Source organism: Pseudonocardia spirodelae (assembly GCF_037727765.1).
In the GTDB taxonomy this organism is placed as follows: Bacteria; Actinomycetota; Actinomycetes; order Mycobacteriales; family Pseudonocardiaceae; genus Pseudonocardia; species Pseudonocardia spirodelae.
Map to the genome: position 1 here is coordinate 65,524 of NZ_JBBJUP010000016.1, position 16,691 is coordinate 82,214.

Annotated in this window: 15 protein-coding genes; 12 read left to right on the forward strand and 3 right to left on the reverse strand. The window is 75.9% G+C overall.

The features are described 5' to 3' along the window. The first annotated feature begins 113 nt into the window (after positions 1-113). From WJX68_RS18965 to WJX68_RS18980, 4 genes are all read left to right on the forward strand, one after another. On the forward strand, positions 114-4,397 hold the full coding sequence (locus tag WJX68_RS18965; protein WP_340292848.1) for a nitrate- and nitrite sensing domain-containing protein: 4,284 nt from the start codon (positions 114-116) through the stop codon (positions 4,395-4,397). Then, the gene (locus WJX68_RS18970; protein ID WP_010235343.1) at positions 4,394-4,822 is read left to right on the forward strand and encodes a roadblock/LC7 domain-containing protein; all 429 of its coding nucleotides are present in this window, start codon (positions 4,394-4,396) and stop codon (positions 4,820-4,822) included. The genes WJX68_RS18965 and WJX68_RS18970 overlap by 4 nt, the downstream gene beginning before the upstream one ends. A 76-nt stretch (positions 4,823-4,898) precedes the next feature. Continuing rightward, the gene (locus WJX68_RS18975) at positions 4,899-5,594 is read left to right on the forward strand and encodes a DUF742 domain-containing protein (protein WP_340292859.1); all 696 of its coding nucleotides are present in this window, start codon (positions 4,899-4,901) and stop codon (positions 5,592-5,594) included. Positions 5,595-5,622: 28 nt separating this feature from the next. Continuing rightward, a complete protein-coding gene (locus WJX68_RS18980) occupies positions 5,623-6,192 on the forward strand; it encodes a GTP-binding protein (protein ID WP_340292977.1) in 570 nt (189 codons plus the stop codon). Between the two features lie 16 nt (positions 6,193-6,208). Here the strand turns inward: WJX68_RS18980 and WJX68_RS18985 are convergent, their stop codons facing one another. Then, entirely contained in the window at positions 6,209-8,527 is a 2,319-nt protein-coding gene (locus tag WJX68_RS18985) for a helicase-associated domain-containing protein (RefSeq protein WP_340292861.1), read from the reverse strand. A 124-nt stretch (positions 8,528-8,651) separates the two neighbouring features. On the opposite strand from WJX68_RS18985, the gene WJX68_RS18990 reads away from it, so the two are divergent. Together WJX68_RS18990 and WJX68_RS18995 are read left to right on the forward strand one after the other, a co-directional pair. Next, the gene (locus tag WJX68_RS18990; RefSeq protein WP_340292863.1) at positions 8,652-8,834 is read left to right on the forward strand and encodes a hypothetical protein; all 183 of its coding nucleotides are present in this window, start codon (positions 8,652-8,654) and stop codon (positions 8,832-8,834) included. A 44-nt stretch (positions 8,835-8,878) separates the two neighbouring features. Then, positions 8,879-9,439 carry a nucleotidyltransferase family protein gene (locus WJX68_RS18995; RefSeq protein ID WP_422785729.1) on the forward strand — a complete coding sequence of 187 codons (561 nt, stop codon included), beginning with the start codon at positions 8,879-8,881 and terminating at the stop codon, positions 9,437-9,439. A gap of 68 nt (positions 9,440-9,507) precedes the next feature. Here the strand turns inward: WJX68_RS18995 and WJX68_RS19000 are convergent, their stop codons facing one another. Beyond that, positions 9,508-10,110, reverse strand: coding sequence for a LysM peptidoglycan-binding domain-containing protein (locus tag WJX68_RS19000; protein WP_340292867.1), 603 nt, complete (start codon positions 10,108-10,110; stop codon positions 9,508-9,510). A 506-nt stretch (positions 10,111-10,616) separates the two neighbouring features. On the opposite strand from WJX68_RS19000, the gene moaC reads away from it, so the two are divergent. From moaC to WJX68_RS19015, 3 genes are read left to right on the forward strand one after another with little or no spacing between them, the layout of a single operon-like run. Continuing rightward, complete coding sequence (moaC, locus tag WJX68_RS19005; protein ID WP_422785733.1) at positions 10,617-11,060, forward strand: cyclic pyranopterin monophosphate synthase MoaC; 444 nt, start codon at positions 10,617-10,619, stop codon at positions 11,058-11,060. Continuing rightward, positions 11,057-11,539 (forward strand): MogA/MoaB family molybdenum cofactor biosynthesis protein, encoded by a 483-nt coding sequence (locus WJX68_RS19010; RefSeq protein WP_340292870.1) that lies wholly within the window; start codon positions 11,057-11,059, stop codon positions 11,537-11,539. The genes moaC and WJX68_RS19010 overlap by 4 nt, the downstream gene beginning before the upstream one ends. After that, positions 11,536-11,982: a molybdenum cofactor biosynthesis protein MoaE gene (locus WJX68_RS19015; RefSeq protein ID WP_340292872.1), complete on the forward strand. Its 447-nt coding sequence runs from the start codon at positions 11,536-11,538 to the stop codon at positions 11,980-11,982. The genes WJX68_RS19010 and WJX68_RS19015 overlap by 4 nt, the downstream gene beginning before the upstream one ends. A gap of 133 nt (positions 11,983-12,115) precedes the next feature. Here the strand turns inward: WJX68_RS19015 and WJX68_RS19020 are convergent, their stop codons facing one another. Beyond that, complete coding sequence (locus WJX68_RS19020) at positions 12,116-12,679, reverse strand: transglycosylase family protein (protein ID WP_340292874.1); 564 nt, start codon at positions 12,677-12,679, stop codon at positions 12,116-12,118. Between the two features lie 555 nt (positions 12,680-13,234). On the opposite strand from WJX68_RS19020, the gene WJX68_RS19025 reads away from it, so the two are divergent. Genes WJX68_RS19025 through WJX68_RS19035 form a run of 3 tightly spaced genes read left to right on the forward strand, consistent with a single transcriptional unit; the run spans position 13,235 to position 16,436 of the window. Next, positions 13,235-14,131: an AAA family ATPase gene (locus WJX68_RS19025; RefSeq protein ID WP_340292876.1), complete on the forward strand. Its 897-nt coding sequence runs from the start codon at positions 13,235-13,237 to the stop codon at positions 14,129-14,131. A gap of 15 nt (positions 14,132-14,146) precedes the next feature. Beyond that, entirely contained in the window at positions 14,147-15,328 is a 1,182-nt protein-coding gene (locus tag WJX68_RS19030; RefSeq protein ID WP_340292878.1) for a vWA domain-containing protein, read from the forward strand. Beyond that, positions 15,321-16,436, forward strand: coding sequence for an XdhC family protein (locus WJX68_RS19035; protein WP_340292880.1), 1,116 nt, complete (start codon positions 15,321-15,323; stop codon positions 16,434-16,436). The genes WJX68_RS19030 and WJX68_RS19035 overlap by 8 nt, the downstream gene beginning before the upstream one ends. The last annotated feature ends 255 nt before the right edge of the window (positions 16,437-16,691 follow it).

Genomic DNA, 16,691 nt, shown 5'->3' on the forward strand with positions numbered 1-16,691 from the left:
CGAACGGTGCCCGTCGTGACCCCGAAAGGCGCACCGGACCCGCTGATGCTCCCCGACCTCGTGCCCGCCGCGCCGCCCGTCCCCGGACCGGAGACCGACAGGGAGATCTCGCCGTGACCACCGTGACCAGCACGGAACGCCCGAGCACGTGGTCGGAGCGACTCGACCCGCGGAACTGGAGCCTGGTCGCCAAGCTGGCGGTCGTCGGTCTGGTTCCCACGATCCTCGCCCTGACCATCGGCGCCGTGCGCGTCGTCGACCAGGCAAACGTGGCCGAGGAGCTCGGCCGGGGCAGCGGCCTGGTCGACGTGCACCGTCAGATCGAGACGCTCACCGGCGCGCTGCAGGCCGAGCGCCGGGCCGCGGTGACCTTCGTCGCCGGCAACCGCGCCGGCGACCGGGCCGCGGTCGACCGCGCGCAGGCCGCGACGGACCAGGCCCTGGCCGCCACGACGGCGGGGCTCGACTCCGCCGAGGCCCAGGCGCCCGACCTCGGCACGGCCCGCCGCCAGGCCGAGACGACGCTGGGCCAGCTCCCCGTGATCCGGTCGCAGGTCGCCGAGGGCCCGACCCCCGCCGCGGACCTGACCGGCCGCTACACCGCCGTCGTGCAGCGCACGCTGGGTCTGGACCGGGCGCTGGTGGGCCGGCTGCTCACCGCCGACACCGCCGGTCTGACGACCGCGATCGCGGCGGGCGGGAACGCCCGGGAGGCCCTGGAGCTGGAGCGCACCGTCGTCGACGGCGCCCTCGCCGCCGGGTCGCTCGACGAGGCCGGGCGCGCCCAGGTCACCGGGGCCGAGGCCACCTTCCAGGCCGCCGCGGGCGACTTCCAGTCCTCGGTGACGCCCGAGCAGGCCGAGGCGTTCGGCAACTTCGCGTCGGCCCCGGTCAACGCGGAGCGCAACGCCCTGCGCGACCAGGCCCTGTCGGTCCCGCCCGGGGTCGCACCGCCGGTCGACCCGAACGCCTGGAACGCCGCCGTGGACCGCTCCGTCACCGCGACGGACCGCTCGACCGCCGGCGCCGAGCAGGCGTTCGTCGACGGCCGGGCCGCGGCCGCGGCCCGTGCGGGCAACACCGCGGGCCTCAACTCGGTGCTGCTGATGCTGACGATCCTGCTCACCGCGGGCGTCATCCTGCTGCTGGGCCGTCAAATGGTCCGTTCGCTGCGCCTGCTGCGCAGCTCGGCGCTCGAGGTCGCGGAGCAGAAGCTGCCCGCCGCGGTGCAGGGGATGCGGTCCGGGCAGGCGCCGAACGCACTCGTCGAGCCGGTGCCGCTGGACAGCCGCGACGAGATCGGCGAGGTGGCGCGGGCGTTCGACGCCGTCCACGGCCAGGCGATCCGCCTCGCCGCCGACCAGGCCGCGCTGCAGCAGAACGTCAACTCGATGTTCGTCAACCTCTCCCGCCGCTCGCAGGCGCTGGTCGAGCGCCAGCTGCAGCTGATCGAGCAGCTGGAGAGCAACGAGCAGGACCCCGACCAGCTGTCCAACCTGTTCCAGCTGGACCACCTCGCGACCCGTATGCGGCGCAACAGCGAGAACCTGCTGGTCCTCGCGGGCACCGACCTCGCCAAGCGGAACGTCGCGCCGGTGCAGGTCGTCGACGTCCTGCGCGCCGCGGTGTCGGAGGTCGAGCAGTACCAGCGGGTCGTCGTGCAGACCCCGCCGAGCGCCACGATCGCCGGTCGCGCCGCGAACGACCTCGTGCACCTGCTGGCCGAGCTGCTCGACAACGCGACGAACTTCTCGCCGCCGGACTCGCAGGTCGTCATGTCGACGACCCGCACGGCCGACGAGTCGCTGCTGATCGAGATCTCCGACCGCGGCGTCGGCATGATGGACGCCGAGCTGGTCGACGCCAACCAGCGGCTCTCCGGGCCGGCCGAGGTCGACGTGTCGGCCTCGCGGCGGATGGGCCTGTTCGTGGTCGGCCGCCTGGCCGCACGGCACCGCGTCGGTGTCCGGCTGGCCTCCGCGGCCGTCGGCGGCGGCTCGGGTGGCCTGAGCGCGTCGGTGACGATCCCGCCGCAGCTGGTGCCGTCCGCGCAGCTGCCCGAGCAGCGCCGCGACGGCGACCCGGGCGCCTGGGGCGGCGTGCCGCCCCAGGGCGGCGAGGCCCCGCAGGCCCCGGCCCCGGTCCCGGCCGGCGCCCCCGCCGAGGCCGCCCGTCCGGACGCCCCGTCCGGGCCGCTCGCGGTGAACGGCAGCGGCCGCGGTGGGTCGCTCCCGTCGATGGTCGCGGGCTCCGACGGCCCGATGACGCCGACGTTCGAGACCGGCGCGAACGCCTCCCCCGGTGCCCGCAACGGGTCGGGCGCGGCGCTGCCGACCCGGCGTCCGGGCTCGTCGCTGAGCCGCAACGCCGCTCCCGGCGAGGCGACCGGCGAGACCTCCGACGGGTCGGCCGCGACGCTCAACGGGTCCGCCCCGCAGGGTCTGTCGGCCTTCGCCCCGTCCCGGGAGGGCACGGCCCGCGAGGACCGCACCCCGGCCGACGTCTTCACCCCCGCCGACACCGGTGCCGCCGGCGAACCCGGTGACGCCCCGCGCGGCGCCGAGGCGCTGCGCCGTTCCGGCCCGTCCGGCGACGGGGACGCCCCGTCCACCGACGGCGGCACCCCCGGCGCGACCGGAACCCCCGCCGCGGACGCGCCCGCCCGGGACGGGGCCGACGGTGCCGGGCGGACCGCCGCCGCGGGCACGGCCGCCGCGCTCGGGCTCGGTGGCGCCGCGGCGGCCGCCGCGGCCGCCCGTCGCGACATGGACGACACGGTCGTCATCGACGCGGCGGTCGGCGACGGCCCCGAGGACCACCCGCGGGCCGACCGGGCCGCCGCCGGCGACTCCGGGAACGAGGTCGCCGACGACGCGGACGTCACGGACGACGACGCGGACGTCACGGACGAGGGCGCGGACGACGGTGCGGACGACGGCGCAGTCGCGACCGCCTCCCCCGCCGCGAGCGCGGACGGGTCCGAGGACCGGACCGAGGACGCCCCGGTCACGCCCCCCGGGCCGGGCGCGGTCACCGACGCGGCCGACGCACCGGACTCCCCCGGAGCCGGGACCGCCACCACCGGGACCGCGACGGCCGACGAGACGCCGTCCCCGGACACGGCCGGGACCGCAGCGGCCGAGGCCGGCACGGCGGACACCACGACCGGTGACACCCCCGCCGGGGCCACCGACGGCACCGACAGCACCGGCAGCACCGACGGGAACGGCAGCACCGACGGGAACGGCACCGGGCAGGACGACACCGGCGGCCCGGACGCGGACGGCGGGTCCGACCCCGACACCGCGGCCCTGCCGACGCTCCGCCCCACCGGACGGACGCCGATGGGCGGCCCGCCGCCGTCGCGGACCAACGGTGCGCGGCCCAGCCCGGCGCGCCGTCCGGTCATGCCGGCCCGCGGCGCCGGGCCCGGTCTGCCCACCCGCGGTCCCGGCCCGCTCCCGCCGCCCGCCCGCGGCCCGCAGCCGCAGCCGCAGCCCGGGCGTCCGGTGCCGGCGCCGTCGGCGCAGGGCCCGCAGGCCCCGGCGCCGTTCCCGCCGGAGGCACCCGTCCCGGCCGAGGCCCCGCTGCCGAAGCGGGAGAGCGGCCGCAACGCGGGCCCGGCGAACCTGCCCGCCGCCGGCGGGCAGCCCGACGAGCTGTTCGCGCCGAAGGTGCCGGTGGAGGGTGACCGCGGTCAGCTCCGCCGCCCCGGCGCCGTCGAGTCCGTCCGGCCCCAGAGCGGGTTCGACATGGGCCAGACGACGCCGATCTTCGACGACATCGCGTCGGCCTGGTTCCGGTCGAACCGGTCCGTGCCGGTGCGCTGGAAGGACGGCGCCGCCCCGAACGGGACCGCAGCGGGCGCCCCGGCGCCGAACGGGACCCGGGAGAACGGAGCGGCCCCGCACGACGCCACCGCCCCGGCCGGCGACGGCACCGACCAGGACCCGGGCTTCGCCTCCCCCGCCGACGACGTGTGGCGACAGGCCCGCGAGGCCGCCGACGGTGACGAGCCCGAGGCCGCCCGGGACGAGCTCACCGGGGCCGGACTGCCCAAGCGGCGCCCGCGGGCGCGGCTGCTCCCGGGCAGTGCGGCAGGATCGACGGTGCTCAGCCCCGCTCCGGCGGAGCCGAGGGACGCCGAGAGCGTGCGCGGCCGTCTCGCCAGCTACCAGCAGGGCGTGCGTCAGGGCCGGGAGAGCGCTTCCGGTGTCCGGCGCAGCACGCAGGCCGGGACGACCGACACGGTCGACGAGGTCCGCCACGACCAGCACGACCAGAACGACCGGCAGGGCCCCGCGCCCGACCCGGCCCCGCAGGACACCACCGCGAACGGCGCCCCCGGGCCGGCCGCGGACCGACCGAACTCGTCCGACCCCGAGGAGAACCAGTGAGGGCACCGCAGGCACAGCCGAGCCAGAGCCGTTTCGGCTGGCTGGTCACGAACTTCGCGGAGCGCGTCCCCGGCGTCGCGCACGCGATCGTGGTGTCGGCCGACGGGCTGCTGCTGACCGCGTCCGACCGGCTGCCGCGCGACCGGGCCGACCAGCTCGCCGCCGTCGCGTCCGGTCTGGTCAGCCTGACCCAGGGCGCGGCACGCTGCTTCGACGCCGGCGGCGTCGTGCAGACCGTCGTCGAGATGGACCGCGGCATCGTGCTCCTCATGTCGATCAGCGACGGCTCCTGCCTCGCCGTGCTGGCCTCGCCCAGCTGCGACATCGGGCTGGTCGGCTACGAGATGACGCTGCTGGTCGACCGGGTCGGCCAGCTGCTGACCCCGGAGCTGCGGGCGGAGCTGCAGGGGTCGTTCGGGCCCTGAGGCCCGCACCCCCTGTGCCCCGACGCGTTACCGTCATGCACCCCATCCGAGGATCGACCAGAGCGGGTGAGATCCGATGACCCAGGACCCGGGCGGACACGGCCCCGAGCCGACGTTCGCCGACGTCATGAACGGGTTCAGCCTGGACTCGAAGCGCAAGCCGCGGAAGCGCCGATGGGGGCGCAACCGTCCGGAGGACGACGCCGGGCCGGTACCGGGCCCCGGCGCCGACCGTGGCGTGCCGCCGCCGGACCCGGCGGAGGTGACCGGACCGATCAGCGGGTCGGCGGCCTACGGGCTGCCGCCCACCCCGGACGAGCTCGAGGCCCAGCGGGGCCCCGACCGGCCGGCGGCGGACCGGCACGCGCCGTACCCCGTGCAGGACCCCGCGGCACCGTCGCCGCCGGCCCCGGCACCCCCGTCCGCGGGCGGTGCCGCGTTCGTCCGGCCCTACGCCTGGACGCGCGGCCGCACCAAGTCGGGCTACGAGCTGGCCGTCGAGACCCTGGTCTCGGTCAGCAACCGGGCCCGCAGCCAGCTGGAACGGCTGCCGATGGAGCACCGCTCCGTCGCCGACCTGCTGCTCGAGCAGACCCGCTCGGTGGCGGAGGTCGCGGCGCTGCTGTCGCTCCCCCTGGGCGTGGCCCGGGTGCTGCTCGGGGACATGGCCTCGAACGGCACGGTGACCGTTCACCAGACCGCGAGCACCCCCGGCGACGCGCCGGACCTCGCGCTGATGGAAAGGGTGTTGAGTGGACTCCGTCGGCTCTAGGCCACAGCCGCCCCAGCCCGCGGCCGGGATGGCCCGTGCCGCGACGATGTCGGCCAAGATCGTGGTGGCCGGCGGCTTCGGCGTCGGCAAGACCACCTTCGTCGGGTCGGTCTCGGAGATCATGCCGCTGACCACCGAGGCGGTGATGACCGAGGCGAGCTCGTCGCACGACGACCTCTCGGCGACGCCCAACAAGCGGTCCACGACCGTCGCGATGGACTTCGGCCGCGTCTCGCTCGACTCGGACCTCGTGCTCTACCTGTTCGGCACGCCCGGCCAGCAGCGCTTCTGGTTCATGTGGGACGACCTGGTCCGCGGTGCCATCGGCGCCGTCGTGCTGGTCGACACCCGCCGGCTGGCCGACTCCTTCGCCGCGATCGACTTCTTCGAGGACCGCAACCTGCCCTACGTCGTGGGCGTCAACGCCTTCGACGGGCGGCTGCAGCACTCCCTGGAGGACGTCCGCGAGGCGATGTCGATCGACCCGGCCGTGCCGATGGTCGTCTGCGACGCCCGCCACCGGCAGTCGACCAAGGAGACGCTGATCGCGCTGGTGCAGCACGCGATGCACCAGCGGATGGCCGCCGGCGCCCGCTGACCCCGCGCCCGGCCCGCTATCCCTGCGGGCCGGGTCCGCCGGTCCGGGCCTCCACCGGGGCGATCGAGGTGATCCGGTGCAGCTGGATGCGGCGGATCTCGCCGTCGAGCGCGTCGCGGCCCTCGACGAACCCGCCGCCCACCGAGACCGGGGCGAGCACCCGGTCGCCGGCGACGCCGTGCGCGTCGACGTAGCCGATCCACACCGTGCGGCCCTCGCGCACCGCCTCCTGCAGCGAGGCGAGGTTGCCGGTCGCGCCGGTGGCCTCGCGCCGCCCGGCGACGCTGTCGCGGACCCCGGCCAAGCGGTCGCCCGCCCGCAGCCGCTCGACGAGCTCCTCGGCGCGGTTCGCGGGGGAACGCTCGGTCACCCGGCCGCCGTCGCGCCCGCCGCGGCGCAGCCGGGGCTCGGTGCGCCGTCCCTTCGGACCGAGGTCGACGACGGCGCCGCCCTCGTCCTCCGCGGCCGGGCTGAACCCCGCGGCGCGCAGGCCGTCGAGCACCTCGGCCAGCGGCAGCGCGCTCACCACCACGGTCGGGGCGATGCGGCGCAGCCCCAGCTCCTCCGACGACTCATGTGCGAGGACCTCGGAGAGCAGCACCTCGTCGTCGGAGCGCAGGAAGCAGGTCACCGCGCCGCCGCGCAGCCGCCCGTGCCGGCGGGCGACGTCGTCGACGAGGTAGGTCAGCGTCTGCGGGACCGGGGTCCGTGACCGCGCCTGCAGCACCGCGCGGACGTCGTCGGCCGTCCGGCCGGTGTCCAGCGCGCGGCGCAGGCTGCGCTCGGTGAACCGGTAGACCGTCGCGCCGCCCGCGGACTCGACCTCGGCCAGGATCGCGAGCTCGTGCGCCAGGTCGGCGGACAGCCGCCCCGGCGCGACGGCGGTCAGGTCGGCCTGCAGCAGGATCTCCTCCACCGGGGCGGGCAGCGCGGCGTGCAGCGCCGCGGCCAGCTCCGTGGGGTGGCGGGTGGGGTGCGCCGGGTCGGGACGCAGCGCGGGGTCGAGCAGCACCCGCCCGGCCGTGGTGAGCGCGTCCAACGCGACGACCCCGAGCGTGGTGGCCTCCGCGACGGTCCAGGCGACCATCTCGTCGCGCAGCCGGCCACCGCGGCGCGGGGCGTGCCAGGCGAGCAGCCGGGCCAGGTCGTCGGCGGAGCCGACCGCGGTGCCCGGCGCGAGGTCGGCGAGCGCGTCGAGGATCCGGCGGCGGTCGCGCGGGGCGGGCGGGCGGCGCGGGACGTCGGAGAGCGCCGTCACCGGCTTGCCCGCCTCGTCGCGGCGCCCGACCAGGCCGGGCAGGCGCGGCAGCTCCAGCCAGGCCTGCGCGAGCACCGCCCAGCGGGACTCCTCGGGGCCGACACCCCAGACGTCGGCGGCGGTCGTCGGCAGCCACTCCGGCGACAGCGTCTCGGTGGCGCCGATCAGGTCCGCGGCGTGCAGCAGCTCCAGGATCAGTGCGGTGGTCGGCTCGTCGGCGTCGGCGGCGCGGGCGGCCCGCTTGAGCTCGCGCACGCCGAACCCGCCGGACCGCAGCATCGGCGCCGACTCGCCCGACAGCCACTCCAGCAGCTGGTCGGTGCGGCGCAGGAACTCCAGCGCGGCCCCGGCACCGGTGCCGTCCACCAGCGACGTCTCGCGCGAGCGCAGCGGGACGTCGGGCCGGGACAGGTCGAGCGGCCCCATCGGACGGTCGCCGCGCAGGGCCAGCGCGACCTGACGCGGCAACTCGACGGTCTCGGCGTCGCGCCGCACGAGCAGCCCCTTGCCGACGAGCGAGCCGACCGGGCCGCCGGAGCCGTTCGCGCCGCGGGAGCGGCCGACCGGCGGCCCCTGGGCGAGCACGTCGAGGACCTTGCGCTCCTCGGGCCCGACCGCGGCGAGCAGGGCCTCCAGCTCGGTGCTCGCGGCGGGTCCCGCGGCGTCCGCGCCGAGCCCGGCGGGCCAGGACCCGACGACGTCGGCGGCCGCGGGGACCAGGGAGACGGCCTCGTCGGGCCCCCAGGCGAGCGCGCGGTCGCGCAGGGCGGCGAGCCCCTCGGTGACGGTCACGGGGTCGACGTCGGGGCCGAGCCAGCCCTGCAGACCGGCCCCGGGGGTCGACGCGTCGACCGGGGCCTTCCATGCCCGCGCGAGCACCAGGGCGTCGAGCACGGTCAGGGCGACGGTGTTCAGCTCCTCGCAGGCGCGCTGCACCGAGGCCCGGATGGAGGCGCGGGTCGCGAGCACGGTGAGGTCGCCGGGGGGCGGGACGGCGAGGTCCGGCCGCGCGCGCAGCAGCGCGGCGAGGAACCCGTCGTCGCACCCGCGCAACCACTCGACCAGGGACGTCTGCACCGCCACCAGGGTAGTCGGAGCACCGCGGGCGCACCGGGGCGGACAGCCGCGCCGCCGTCCGCGATACTGGACGCCGAGACCGCGCCGGCCCACCCGGGTCCGGCGGACGACGTGGGAGGACGCGATGGCCGCCAAGCCCGCCAACCAGGACCGGATCCACCCGGAGTGGCCGCACTCCGAGGGCGGTGAGCACCCGGTCACCGAGCTCCTGGGCAGCGTCCAGGGGAACATGTCGCCCTTCGGCGACGTCGAGTTCCCCGTCGCGAGCGTGCCCTACGAGCACCCGGTCACCGAGATCAACCGCTGACCGTGGTCGCCGGCCTGTTGCTCGCTGGCGGCGCCGGGCGCCGCATGGGCACCCCGAAGGCGCTGGTCCGACTGCACGGTGAGCCGCTCGCCGTCCGTGCGGTGCGGGCGTTGCAGGCGGGCGGGTGCGGCCCGGTCACGGTCGTGCTGGGCGCCCGCGCCGACGACGTCACCGACGTGCTGCGCAGCGCCGGTCTGGGCACCGACGGCAGCGACGTCGGCGTCGTCGTCGCCGAGGACTGGGACGAGGGCATGGGCGCGTCGCTGCGCCGCGGGCTGGGGTCGCTGACCCACCTGCCCGGCACCGGCGCCGCGCTCGTGCACCTGGTCGACCTGCCGGGGATCGGCCCGGAGGCGATCCGCCGGGTCGCCGAGGGGGCCGGGCCGTCGTCGCTGCGCCGGGCCGCCTTCGACGGCGTCCCCGGCCACCCCGTCCTCATCGGACGCGACCACTGGTCCGGTGTGGTCGGCCGCTCCACAGGCGACGCCGGGGCGCGGGACTACCTCGCGGACCGGTCCGACCTGGAGCTCGTGGAGTGCGGCGACGTCGCGCAGCCCGACGACGTCGACACCCCGGCGCAGCTGCGCCGCCTCGCCGGCACCTGACCCCGACGCACCCGTGCCCCCGCTCCCTCCGTCGGAGGGGGCGGGGGCACGGTCGTGCGCGGGCCGGGTCAGACGGTGATGACCTGGCCGGGCGTGATCAGGTGCCCGGCACCGAGGCCGGGGTTCTTCGCCAGCAGGTCCTTCCAGTTGGCGACCCCGTGCGCGGCGGCGATCTTCCCGAGGGTGTCGCCGGACTTCACGGTGTAGGTCGTCCCGGACGACGCGGGGGCGCTCAGCTTGACGCGCTCGGGCGCGTTGGTGCCGGCGTCGGTCTCGGGGACGCGGGGCGTGGCCGAGCCGGACGCGCCGGTCTTCTTCGAGCAGGACGGCCAGGCGTTCCAGCCCTGGGCGGCCAGGACCTTCTCGGCGACGGCGATCTGCTCGGCGCGGGTGGCCTGGTGCGCCGACGTGGCGTACGCGCCGCCGCCGTAGGCCTTCCAGGTGGACGGGCTGAACTGCAGCCCGCCGAAGTAGCCGTTGCCGGTGTTCGCGGCCCAGTTCCCGGTGCTCTCGCAGTGCGCGAGGGAGTCCCAGGTGGAGTCGGTCGCGGCGTTCGCGGTGCCGACGACGGCCAGCATCGGGGCGCCGAGGACGGCGCCGGCGACGGCGGTCCGGGCGATCGCCCGGCCGGTGGTGCTCGGTTTGCGATGCTTCCCACGGTAACGAGGCATGGCAGGTCTCCCGCGTGACGCGTTCCGACCCGCACCCGGGGAGTGGATGCTCGTTCCGGCGGCCGGGGAGCGACCACCGATCCGTCTCGCGATCGGCCCTGTCCCACGGGACACCTCGGGGGCCGGTGGACCGCCGGACAGGGAGCGTTGCGGCACCGGAGCCCGGCCGCATGGGGGAGTCGGCCGAGCCGGGATCGAAGGTAGGTCACGTCAGGGCGACGCGAAAGTCGGTGACCACCCGGTGTGGCGTCGGGCGTACCGGACACGACGGGCCGGTGCGCCGCGTTTTGGCTGGTGAAGGCCCCCGATCACGAACGAGAAACGTTCGGGGAAACAGTGTTAGCGGTTCCACAAACGTGATACAGATCACACGCATTGGTCCGTCCGGGCGGCCCGGGCCGCGCACGCCGGGTGGTCTCCGCCACCGTAGTGTCGCGGTCGTGAGTACCGAGCCGACCGCGAACGGGCCCGCACTGAGCCACGTCGACGAGGCCGGGGCCGCCCGGATGGTCGACGTCTCGGACAAGCAGCCCGGGCGCCGGGCCGCCGTCGCCACCGGGACCGTCCGCACCACCGCCGAGGTCGTGCGCCTGCTCCAGACCGACGGGCTGCCCAAGGGCGACGCGCTGGCCACCGCCCGCATCGCGGGGATCATGGGCGCCAAGCGCACACCGGACCTGGTCCCGCTCTGCCACCCGATCGCGCTCAGCGGGGTCACCCTGGACCTGGCCCCCGCCGTCGAGGGCGACGCGGGCCGGGTCGCGATCCGCGCCGAGGTCCGCACCACCGACCGCACCGGGGTGGAGATGGAGGCGCTGACCGCCGTCGCCGTCGCCGGCCTCACGCTGCACGACATGATCAAGGCCGTGGACCCGGCCGCGGTGCTCGACGCCGTACGCGTCGAGCGCAAGGAGGGCGGCAAGACCGGGCTGTGGGAGCGGGTGTCGTGAGCGCCCCGCGCACCGCCCGGGTCGTCACCGCGTCCAACCGCGCCGCGGCCGGGGTCTACACCGACCGGGGCGGCCCGCCGATCGTCGCCTGGCTGCGCGAGCGCGGCTACGACACCCCGGACCCGGTCGTCGTGCCCGACGGCGAGCCGGTGGGCGAGGCGCTGCGTGCGGCCGTCGCCGAGGGCGTCGCCGTCGTCGTCACCACCGGCGGGACCGGCATCTCCCCCACCGACGCCACCCCCGAGGTCACCCGGGAGGTGCTCGACCGCGAGATCCCGGGCCTGGCGGACGCGATCCGCCGCGCCGGCCAGGACGCGGTGCCGACCGCGGTGCTGTCCCGCGGGCTGGCCGGCGTGGCCGGCCGGACCCTCGTCGTGAACCTGCCCGGGTCCCCGGGCGGGGTGAAGGACGGTCTCGGCGTGCTCGGGGGCGTCCTCGACCACGCGGTGGACCAGCTGCACGGAGGAGACCACCGATGACCGAGCCGTCGACCGGGCCCGCCCGCGTGCTGCGCGCGGCCGTCGGTGAGGAGCCGCTCGACGTCGACGAGCACGCCCGCCTCGTCGAGCACGCCGCCGCCGGTGCGGTCGTCACCTTCGCCGGGGTGGTGCGCGACCACGACGGCGGGAGGTCGGTGCACGGCCTGGAGTACAGCGCCCACCCGACGGCGGCCCGGATCGTGGCCGAGGTCGCCGAGCAGGTCGCGGCGGGCTCGCCCGGCGTGCGGGCGCTGGCCGTCAGCCACCGGGTCGGGCCGCTGGACATCGGCGAGGTCGCGCTCGCCTGCGCCGTCGCCGCCGAGCACCGCCGCGAGGCGTTCACCGCCTGCGCCGAGCTCGTCGACGAGGTGAAGCGGCTGCTGCCGGTGTGGAAGCACCAGCGGTTCGCCGACGGCTCCGACGAGTGGGTCAACTCGACCTGAGCACCCCGGACACGGAACGGCCCGGGCCCGCCTCCCGCACGGGGAGGGGACCCGGGCCGTCGTCCGCCGGCGGTGCTGGGGACACCGCGCCGGGGATCGGCGGTCCCGGATGGCGGTCCGGGACGCCGGGGCATCAGCCCAGGTTCAGGACCTGGCCGACGCTGATCACGTTCACGTTGCCGATGCCGTTGGCGGCGGCGATCTTCGACACCGAGGTGCCGTGCGCGGCGGCGATCCTGCCGAGGGTGTCGCCCGACTTGACGGTGTAGCCACCGCCGGCCGGGGCGGCCGCCTTCTTCGGCGCGGCGGCGGCCGGGGCCGACGCCTTCACGCGCTTGCTGGTGTCGGCGGAGTAGCCGGTGATGCCCAGCTTCTTGGAGCAGGACGGCCACGCGCCCCAGCCCTGCGACGCCAGCACCTTCTCGGCGACGGCGATCTGCTCGGACCGGCTGGCGTTGTGCGCCGAGCCCGACCCGCCGAAGGCCTTCCAGGTGGACGGCGTGAACTGCAGCCCGCCGGAGAAACCGTTACCCGTGTTGATCGCCCAGTTCCCACCGCTCTCGCACTGCGCGAGCTGGTCCCAGACGTTGTCCGGGGCGGCACTGGCGGGGCCGGCGATCGCGGCCGTCGCGCCGACCGCGACGACACCCGCCGCGGCCATGCGCAGGAGACTTCGGCCCTTGGGTCCCTTGGTCATTGCTTCGCTCCCCACCGCGCCGGCCCGAGGACACGCACATCCGCGCAGGAGGTCCCCTGGGCACAGCAGTGCCCACCGTGTCGTCGCGGGTGCGTCGATCGGGACCGGGGAGCGACGTCGATGACGCCCGCGGAGGTGGTCTCTCTCGTCCCCGTCCCGTTCCGTTGTTCTCGACGGACCGGACAGCCGCGGGACGGGGGTGGTTCGGCGCGGCGGGTCCGGATGTTGGCTCGATCAGGCGGCCGTTCCCGGTGGACCGGCCGACGAAGAAGGTGAATGGGCGAAAAGAATTCGTCAATCGTCGGGGTGGTGAGCGGAATCACTGTAACAACGATGTAATTATCAGATATTCCCTAAACGCACTGGTCAACGGCGTCACATCACGGACCTATCACGCGGTCATGAACATTTTTGATCCGGAAGCATCTCGAACCTTCCGGGCCCCTCGTTCGTCGTCACGGGGAGGTCCCGGGTGTCCCCGGCCGCCCGCCCGCGGGGTCAGGGCGGGCCCGCCTGCTGTGGCCGCCTTCACCACCCGTCCGGCATGCTGGTTCGGTGAACGACTCCGCACCCGGCCCCGGGAGCCCGGCCGAGCTGGCCGACGCGCTGCGCGCGACCGGCTACCTCGCCGACGACGGTCTCGCCACGGCGACCTACCTCGCGATGCGGATGAACCGTCCGCTGTTCTGCGAGGGCGAGCCGGGGACCGGGAAGACCGCACTGGCGCAGGCACTCGCCCAGACGCTGGACGCGCCGTTGATCCGTCTGCAGTGCCACGACGGCATCGACGCCGGCCAGGCGCTCTACGACTGGGACTTCCCGCGCCAGCTCCTGCACCTGCGCACCCTGGAGGCCGCGAGCGGCCGCGGCGGCGAGTTCGACGCCGACGCCGTCGAGTCGAGCCTCTACGACGAGCGCTTCCTGCTCGCCCGCCCCATCCTGCAGGCGCTGCGCACGAGCCCGTCGGTCCTGCTGATCGACGAGATCGACCGCGCCGACGACGAGTTCGAGGCCTTCCTGCTGGAGGTGCTGACCGAGCACGCGGTGACCATCCCCGAGTTCGGGGAGGTGCGCGCCGCCACGCCACCGGTCGTCGTCCTCACCTCCAACCGCACCCGCGAGGTGCACGACGCCCTCAAGCGGCGCTGCCTCTACCTCTGGCTGGAGCACCCGGGCATCGAGCGGGAGATCGAGATCCTGCACAGCAGGCTGCCCGACGTCCCCGAGCGGCTGGCCGCGTCGGTCGCGCGCGCGGTGCAGAAGCTGCGCCACGCCGACCTGATCAAGCCCCCGGGCGTCGCGGAGACCCTGGACTGGGCCCGGGCCCTGCACCTGATCGGCGCGCGGCACCTGGACCCGGAGTCCGCCGCGCGCACGCTCGGCGCCGTCCTCAAGTACCGCGAGGACGCCGACCGGGTGCACAAGCAGCTCGACACCCTGCTGGCGTCCTGACCCGGTGACGTCCACATGACCCCGCCACGGAGCCCGTCGCCGGCCGCGCCGCCGCGCGCGCCGGCGGCCGAGCCGACCGGGTCGGTCGACGAGCTGCTGACCGGGCTGGTCGGGTTCACCGAGGTCCTGCGCGCGGCCGGGGTGCCGGTCACCCAGGACCGGGTGACCGCGTTCCTGCAGGCCTGCGACACCCTCGACGTCACCGACCGGGAGCAGACCTACTGGGCCGGACGGCTGACGCTCTGCGCCGACCCCGACGACATCGTCCGCTACGACCTGGCGTTCCCGTCCTGGTTCGAGCCGACGAGCAACCGTCCGGCGAGCAACCGCGACGACCGCCCGCCCGCCCCGCCGAAGCTGGCCGCGCTGCTGCCCGGACGGGAGGGCGGCGAGGACGAGTCCGACGACGCCGACGGCCCGCAGATCAAGGCGGCCGCCACCGGCGCGGAGATCCTGCGCAACCGCGACCTGGGCGAGCTGTCCCCGGCCGAGCGGGAGCACCTGCGCCGGCTGATGACGCTGCTGCGCCCCGAGCCTCCGACCCGGCCGTCGCGCCGCCGGCGGCGGCACCGGCACGGGGAGGCCGACCCGCAGCGCACGCTGCGCGCCGCCCTGCGCAACCAGGGCGAGATCTTCCGGCTGTCCCGGCGCGACACGTCGCGGCGGCCGCGCAAGGTCGTGCTGCTGATCGACGTGTCCGGGTCCATGGAGCCCTACGCCGACGCGCTGATGCGCTTCGCGCACGTGGTCGTGCGCCGCTCACCGCGCAGCGTCGAGGCCTTCACCCTGGGCACCCGGCTCACCCGCATCACCCGCGAGCTGCGCCAGCGCGACCCGGAGCGGGCGCTGCGGGCCGCCGGCGCCGCGATCCCCGACTGGTCGGGCGGCACCCGCCTCGGCGAGGTGCTGCAGGCCTTCGTGGACCGCTGGGGCCGGCGCGGCGCGGCCCGGCGCGCGGTCGTCGTCGTCTTCTCCGACGGCTGGGAGCGCGGCGAGACCGAGCTGCTCGGCACGCAGGTGGAACAGCTGTCGCGGCTGGCCCACCGGCTCGTGTGGGTCAACCCGCACGCCGGGAAGGACGGCTACGCCCCCGTGCAGGGGGGAATAGTCGCGGCCCTTCCGCACTTGGACGACCTGCTGGCCGGGCACAGCCTGGACACGCTGGAGGAACTGCTCGAGGTGGTGCGCAATGCGTGACGTCATCGACCAGCTGGAAGGCTGGTGGAAGAACGGCGAGCCGGCGGCGCTGGCGACCGTGGTCGGGACCTTCCGGTCCGCACCGCGCCAGCCGGGGGCCTCGATGCTCGTCGGCCCCGGCGGCGAGGCCGTCGGGTCGGTGTCGGGGGGCTGCGTCGAGGGCGCGGTCTACGAGCTCGGGCAGCAGGTGCTGTCCGAGGACCGCCCGGTGCTGCAGCGCTACGGCGTGTCCGACGACGACGCCTTCGCCGTCGGCCTGACCTGCGGCGGCATCCTGGACATCTTCGTGGAGAAGGTGACCCCGGAGACCTACGCCCAGCTGGGCCGCATCGCCGAGGCCATCCGGGACGAGGACCCGGTCGCGGTGGCCACGGTCGTCGCCGGGCCGGCGGAGCTGCTGGGCAGGCGGCTGATCGTCTGGCCGGACCGGACCGAGGGCGGCACCGGCTCGGACCGGATCGACGACGCGGTGCGCGACGACGTCCGCGGCCTGCTCGACTCCGGGCGCAACGCGACGCTGACCTACGGCGTGCACGGCGAGCGCCGCGGCGAGGGCCTGCAGATCTTCGTGGAGTCCTTCGCCCCGCCGCCGCGGATGATCGTGTTCGGCGCGATCGACTTCGCCGCCGCCGTCGCGCGGATGGGCACGTTCCTCGGGTTCCGGGTGACGGTGTGCGACGCCCGTCCGGTCTTCGCGACGGCGAGCCGCTTCCCGGGTGCGAACGAGGTCGTCGTCGAGTGGCCGCACCGCTACCTGCAGGCCGAGGCGGACGCCGGCCGCATCGACCGGCGGACCGCGCTGTGCGTGCTCACCCACGACCCGAAGTTCGACGTGCCGCTGCTCGAGGTCGCCCTGCGGCTGCCCGAGGTCGGCTACATCGGGGCGATGGGCTCGCGGCGCACCCACGACGACCGGATCGAGCGGCTGCGCGAGAAGGGCGTCACCGACGCCGAGATCGCGACGATGTCCTCGCCCATCGGGCTGGACCTCGGCGCCCGCACGCCGGAGGAGACCGCGGTGTCCATCGCCGCGGAGATGATCGCCCAGCACTGGGGTGGCGAGGGCATCCGCCTGGCGGAGCGGGAGGGACCCATCCACGCGTCCTGACCTCCCCTTCTTTCGGACAGGACGTCGCAGGCGGTCCTCCCCGCGACTACCTGCGGGTCACCGCGCCGCCCGCCGATGGAGGGGTCCGGAGGGGGTGTCGCCCTGTACCGTGGGCCACACGCTCGTGACCGAGCCGTCCGGCCGTTGCGGGCGGCCGTCGTTCATCGCGCAGCGGGAGGAGGGCAGCGTGGTCCTCGCCAGGACGGTGCCGCAGGAGATCGTGCCGCACGAGACGGTGCCGTACGAGACTGTGCC

Bases quoted from the DNA above. Each gene is read 5' to 3' on its own strand.
- WJX68_RS19030 (WP_340292878.1), top strand. From the start codon at position 14,147: ATGACCCCGCCACGGAGCCCGTCGCCGGCCGCGCCGCCGCGCGCGCCG.
- WJX68_RS19000 (WP_340292867.1), bottom strand. From the start codon at position 10,110: ATGCCTCGTTACCGTGGGAAGCATCGCAAACCGAGCACCACCGGCCGG.
- WJX68_RS19020 (WP_340292874.1), bottom strand. From the start codon at position 12,679: ATGACCAAGGGACCCAAGGGCCGAAGTCTCCTGCGCATGGCCGCGGCG.
- WJX68_RS19035 (WP_340292880.1), top strand. From the start codon at position 15,321: ATGCGTGACGTCATCGACCAGCTGGAAGGCTGGTGGAAGAACGGCGAG.
- moaC (WP_422785733.1), top strand. From the start codon at position 10,617: ATGGTCGACGTCTCGGACAAGCAGCCCGGGCGCCGGGCCGCCGTCGCC.
- WJX68_RS18995 (WP_422785729.1), top strand. From the start codon at position 8,879: ATGGGCACCCCGAAGGCGCTGGTCCGACTGCACGGTGAGCCGCTCGCC.
- WJX68_RS18975 (WP_340292859.1), top strand. From the start codon at position 4,899: ATGACCCAGGACCCGGGCGGACACGGCCCCGAGCCGACGTTCGCCGAC.
- WJX68_RS18980 (WP_340292977.1), top strand. From the start codon at position 5,623: ATGGCCCGTGCCGCGACGATGTCGGCCAAGATCGTGGTGGCCGGCGGC.
- WJX68_RS18990 (WP_340292863.1), top strand. From the start codon at position 8,652: ATGGCCGCCAAGCCCGCCAACCAGGACCGGATCCACCCGGAGTGGCCG.
- WJX68_RS19015 (WP_340292872.1), top strand. From the start codon at position 11,536: ATGACCGAGCCGTCGACCGGGCCCGCCCGCGTGCTGCGCGCGGCCGTC.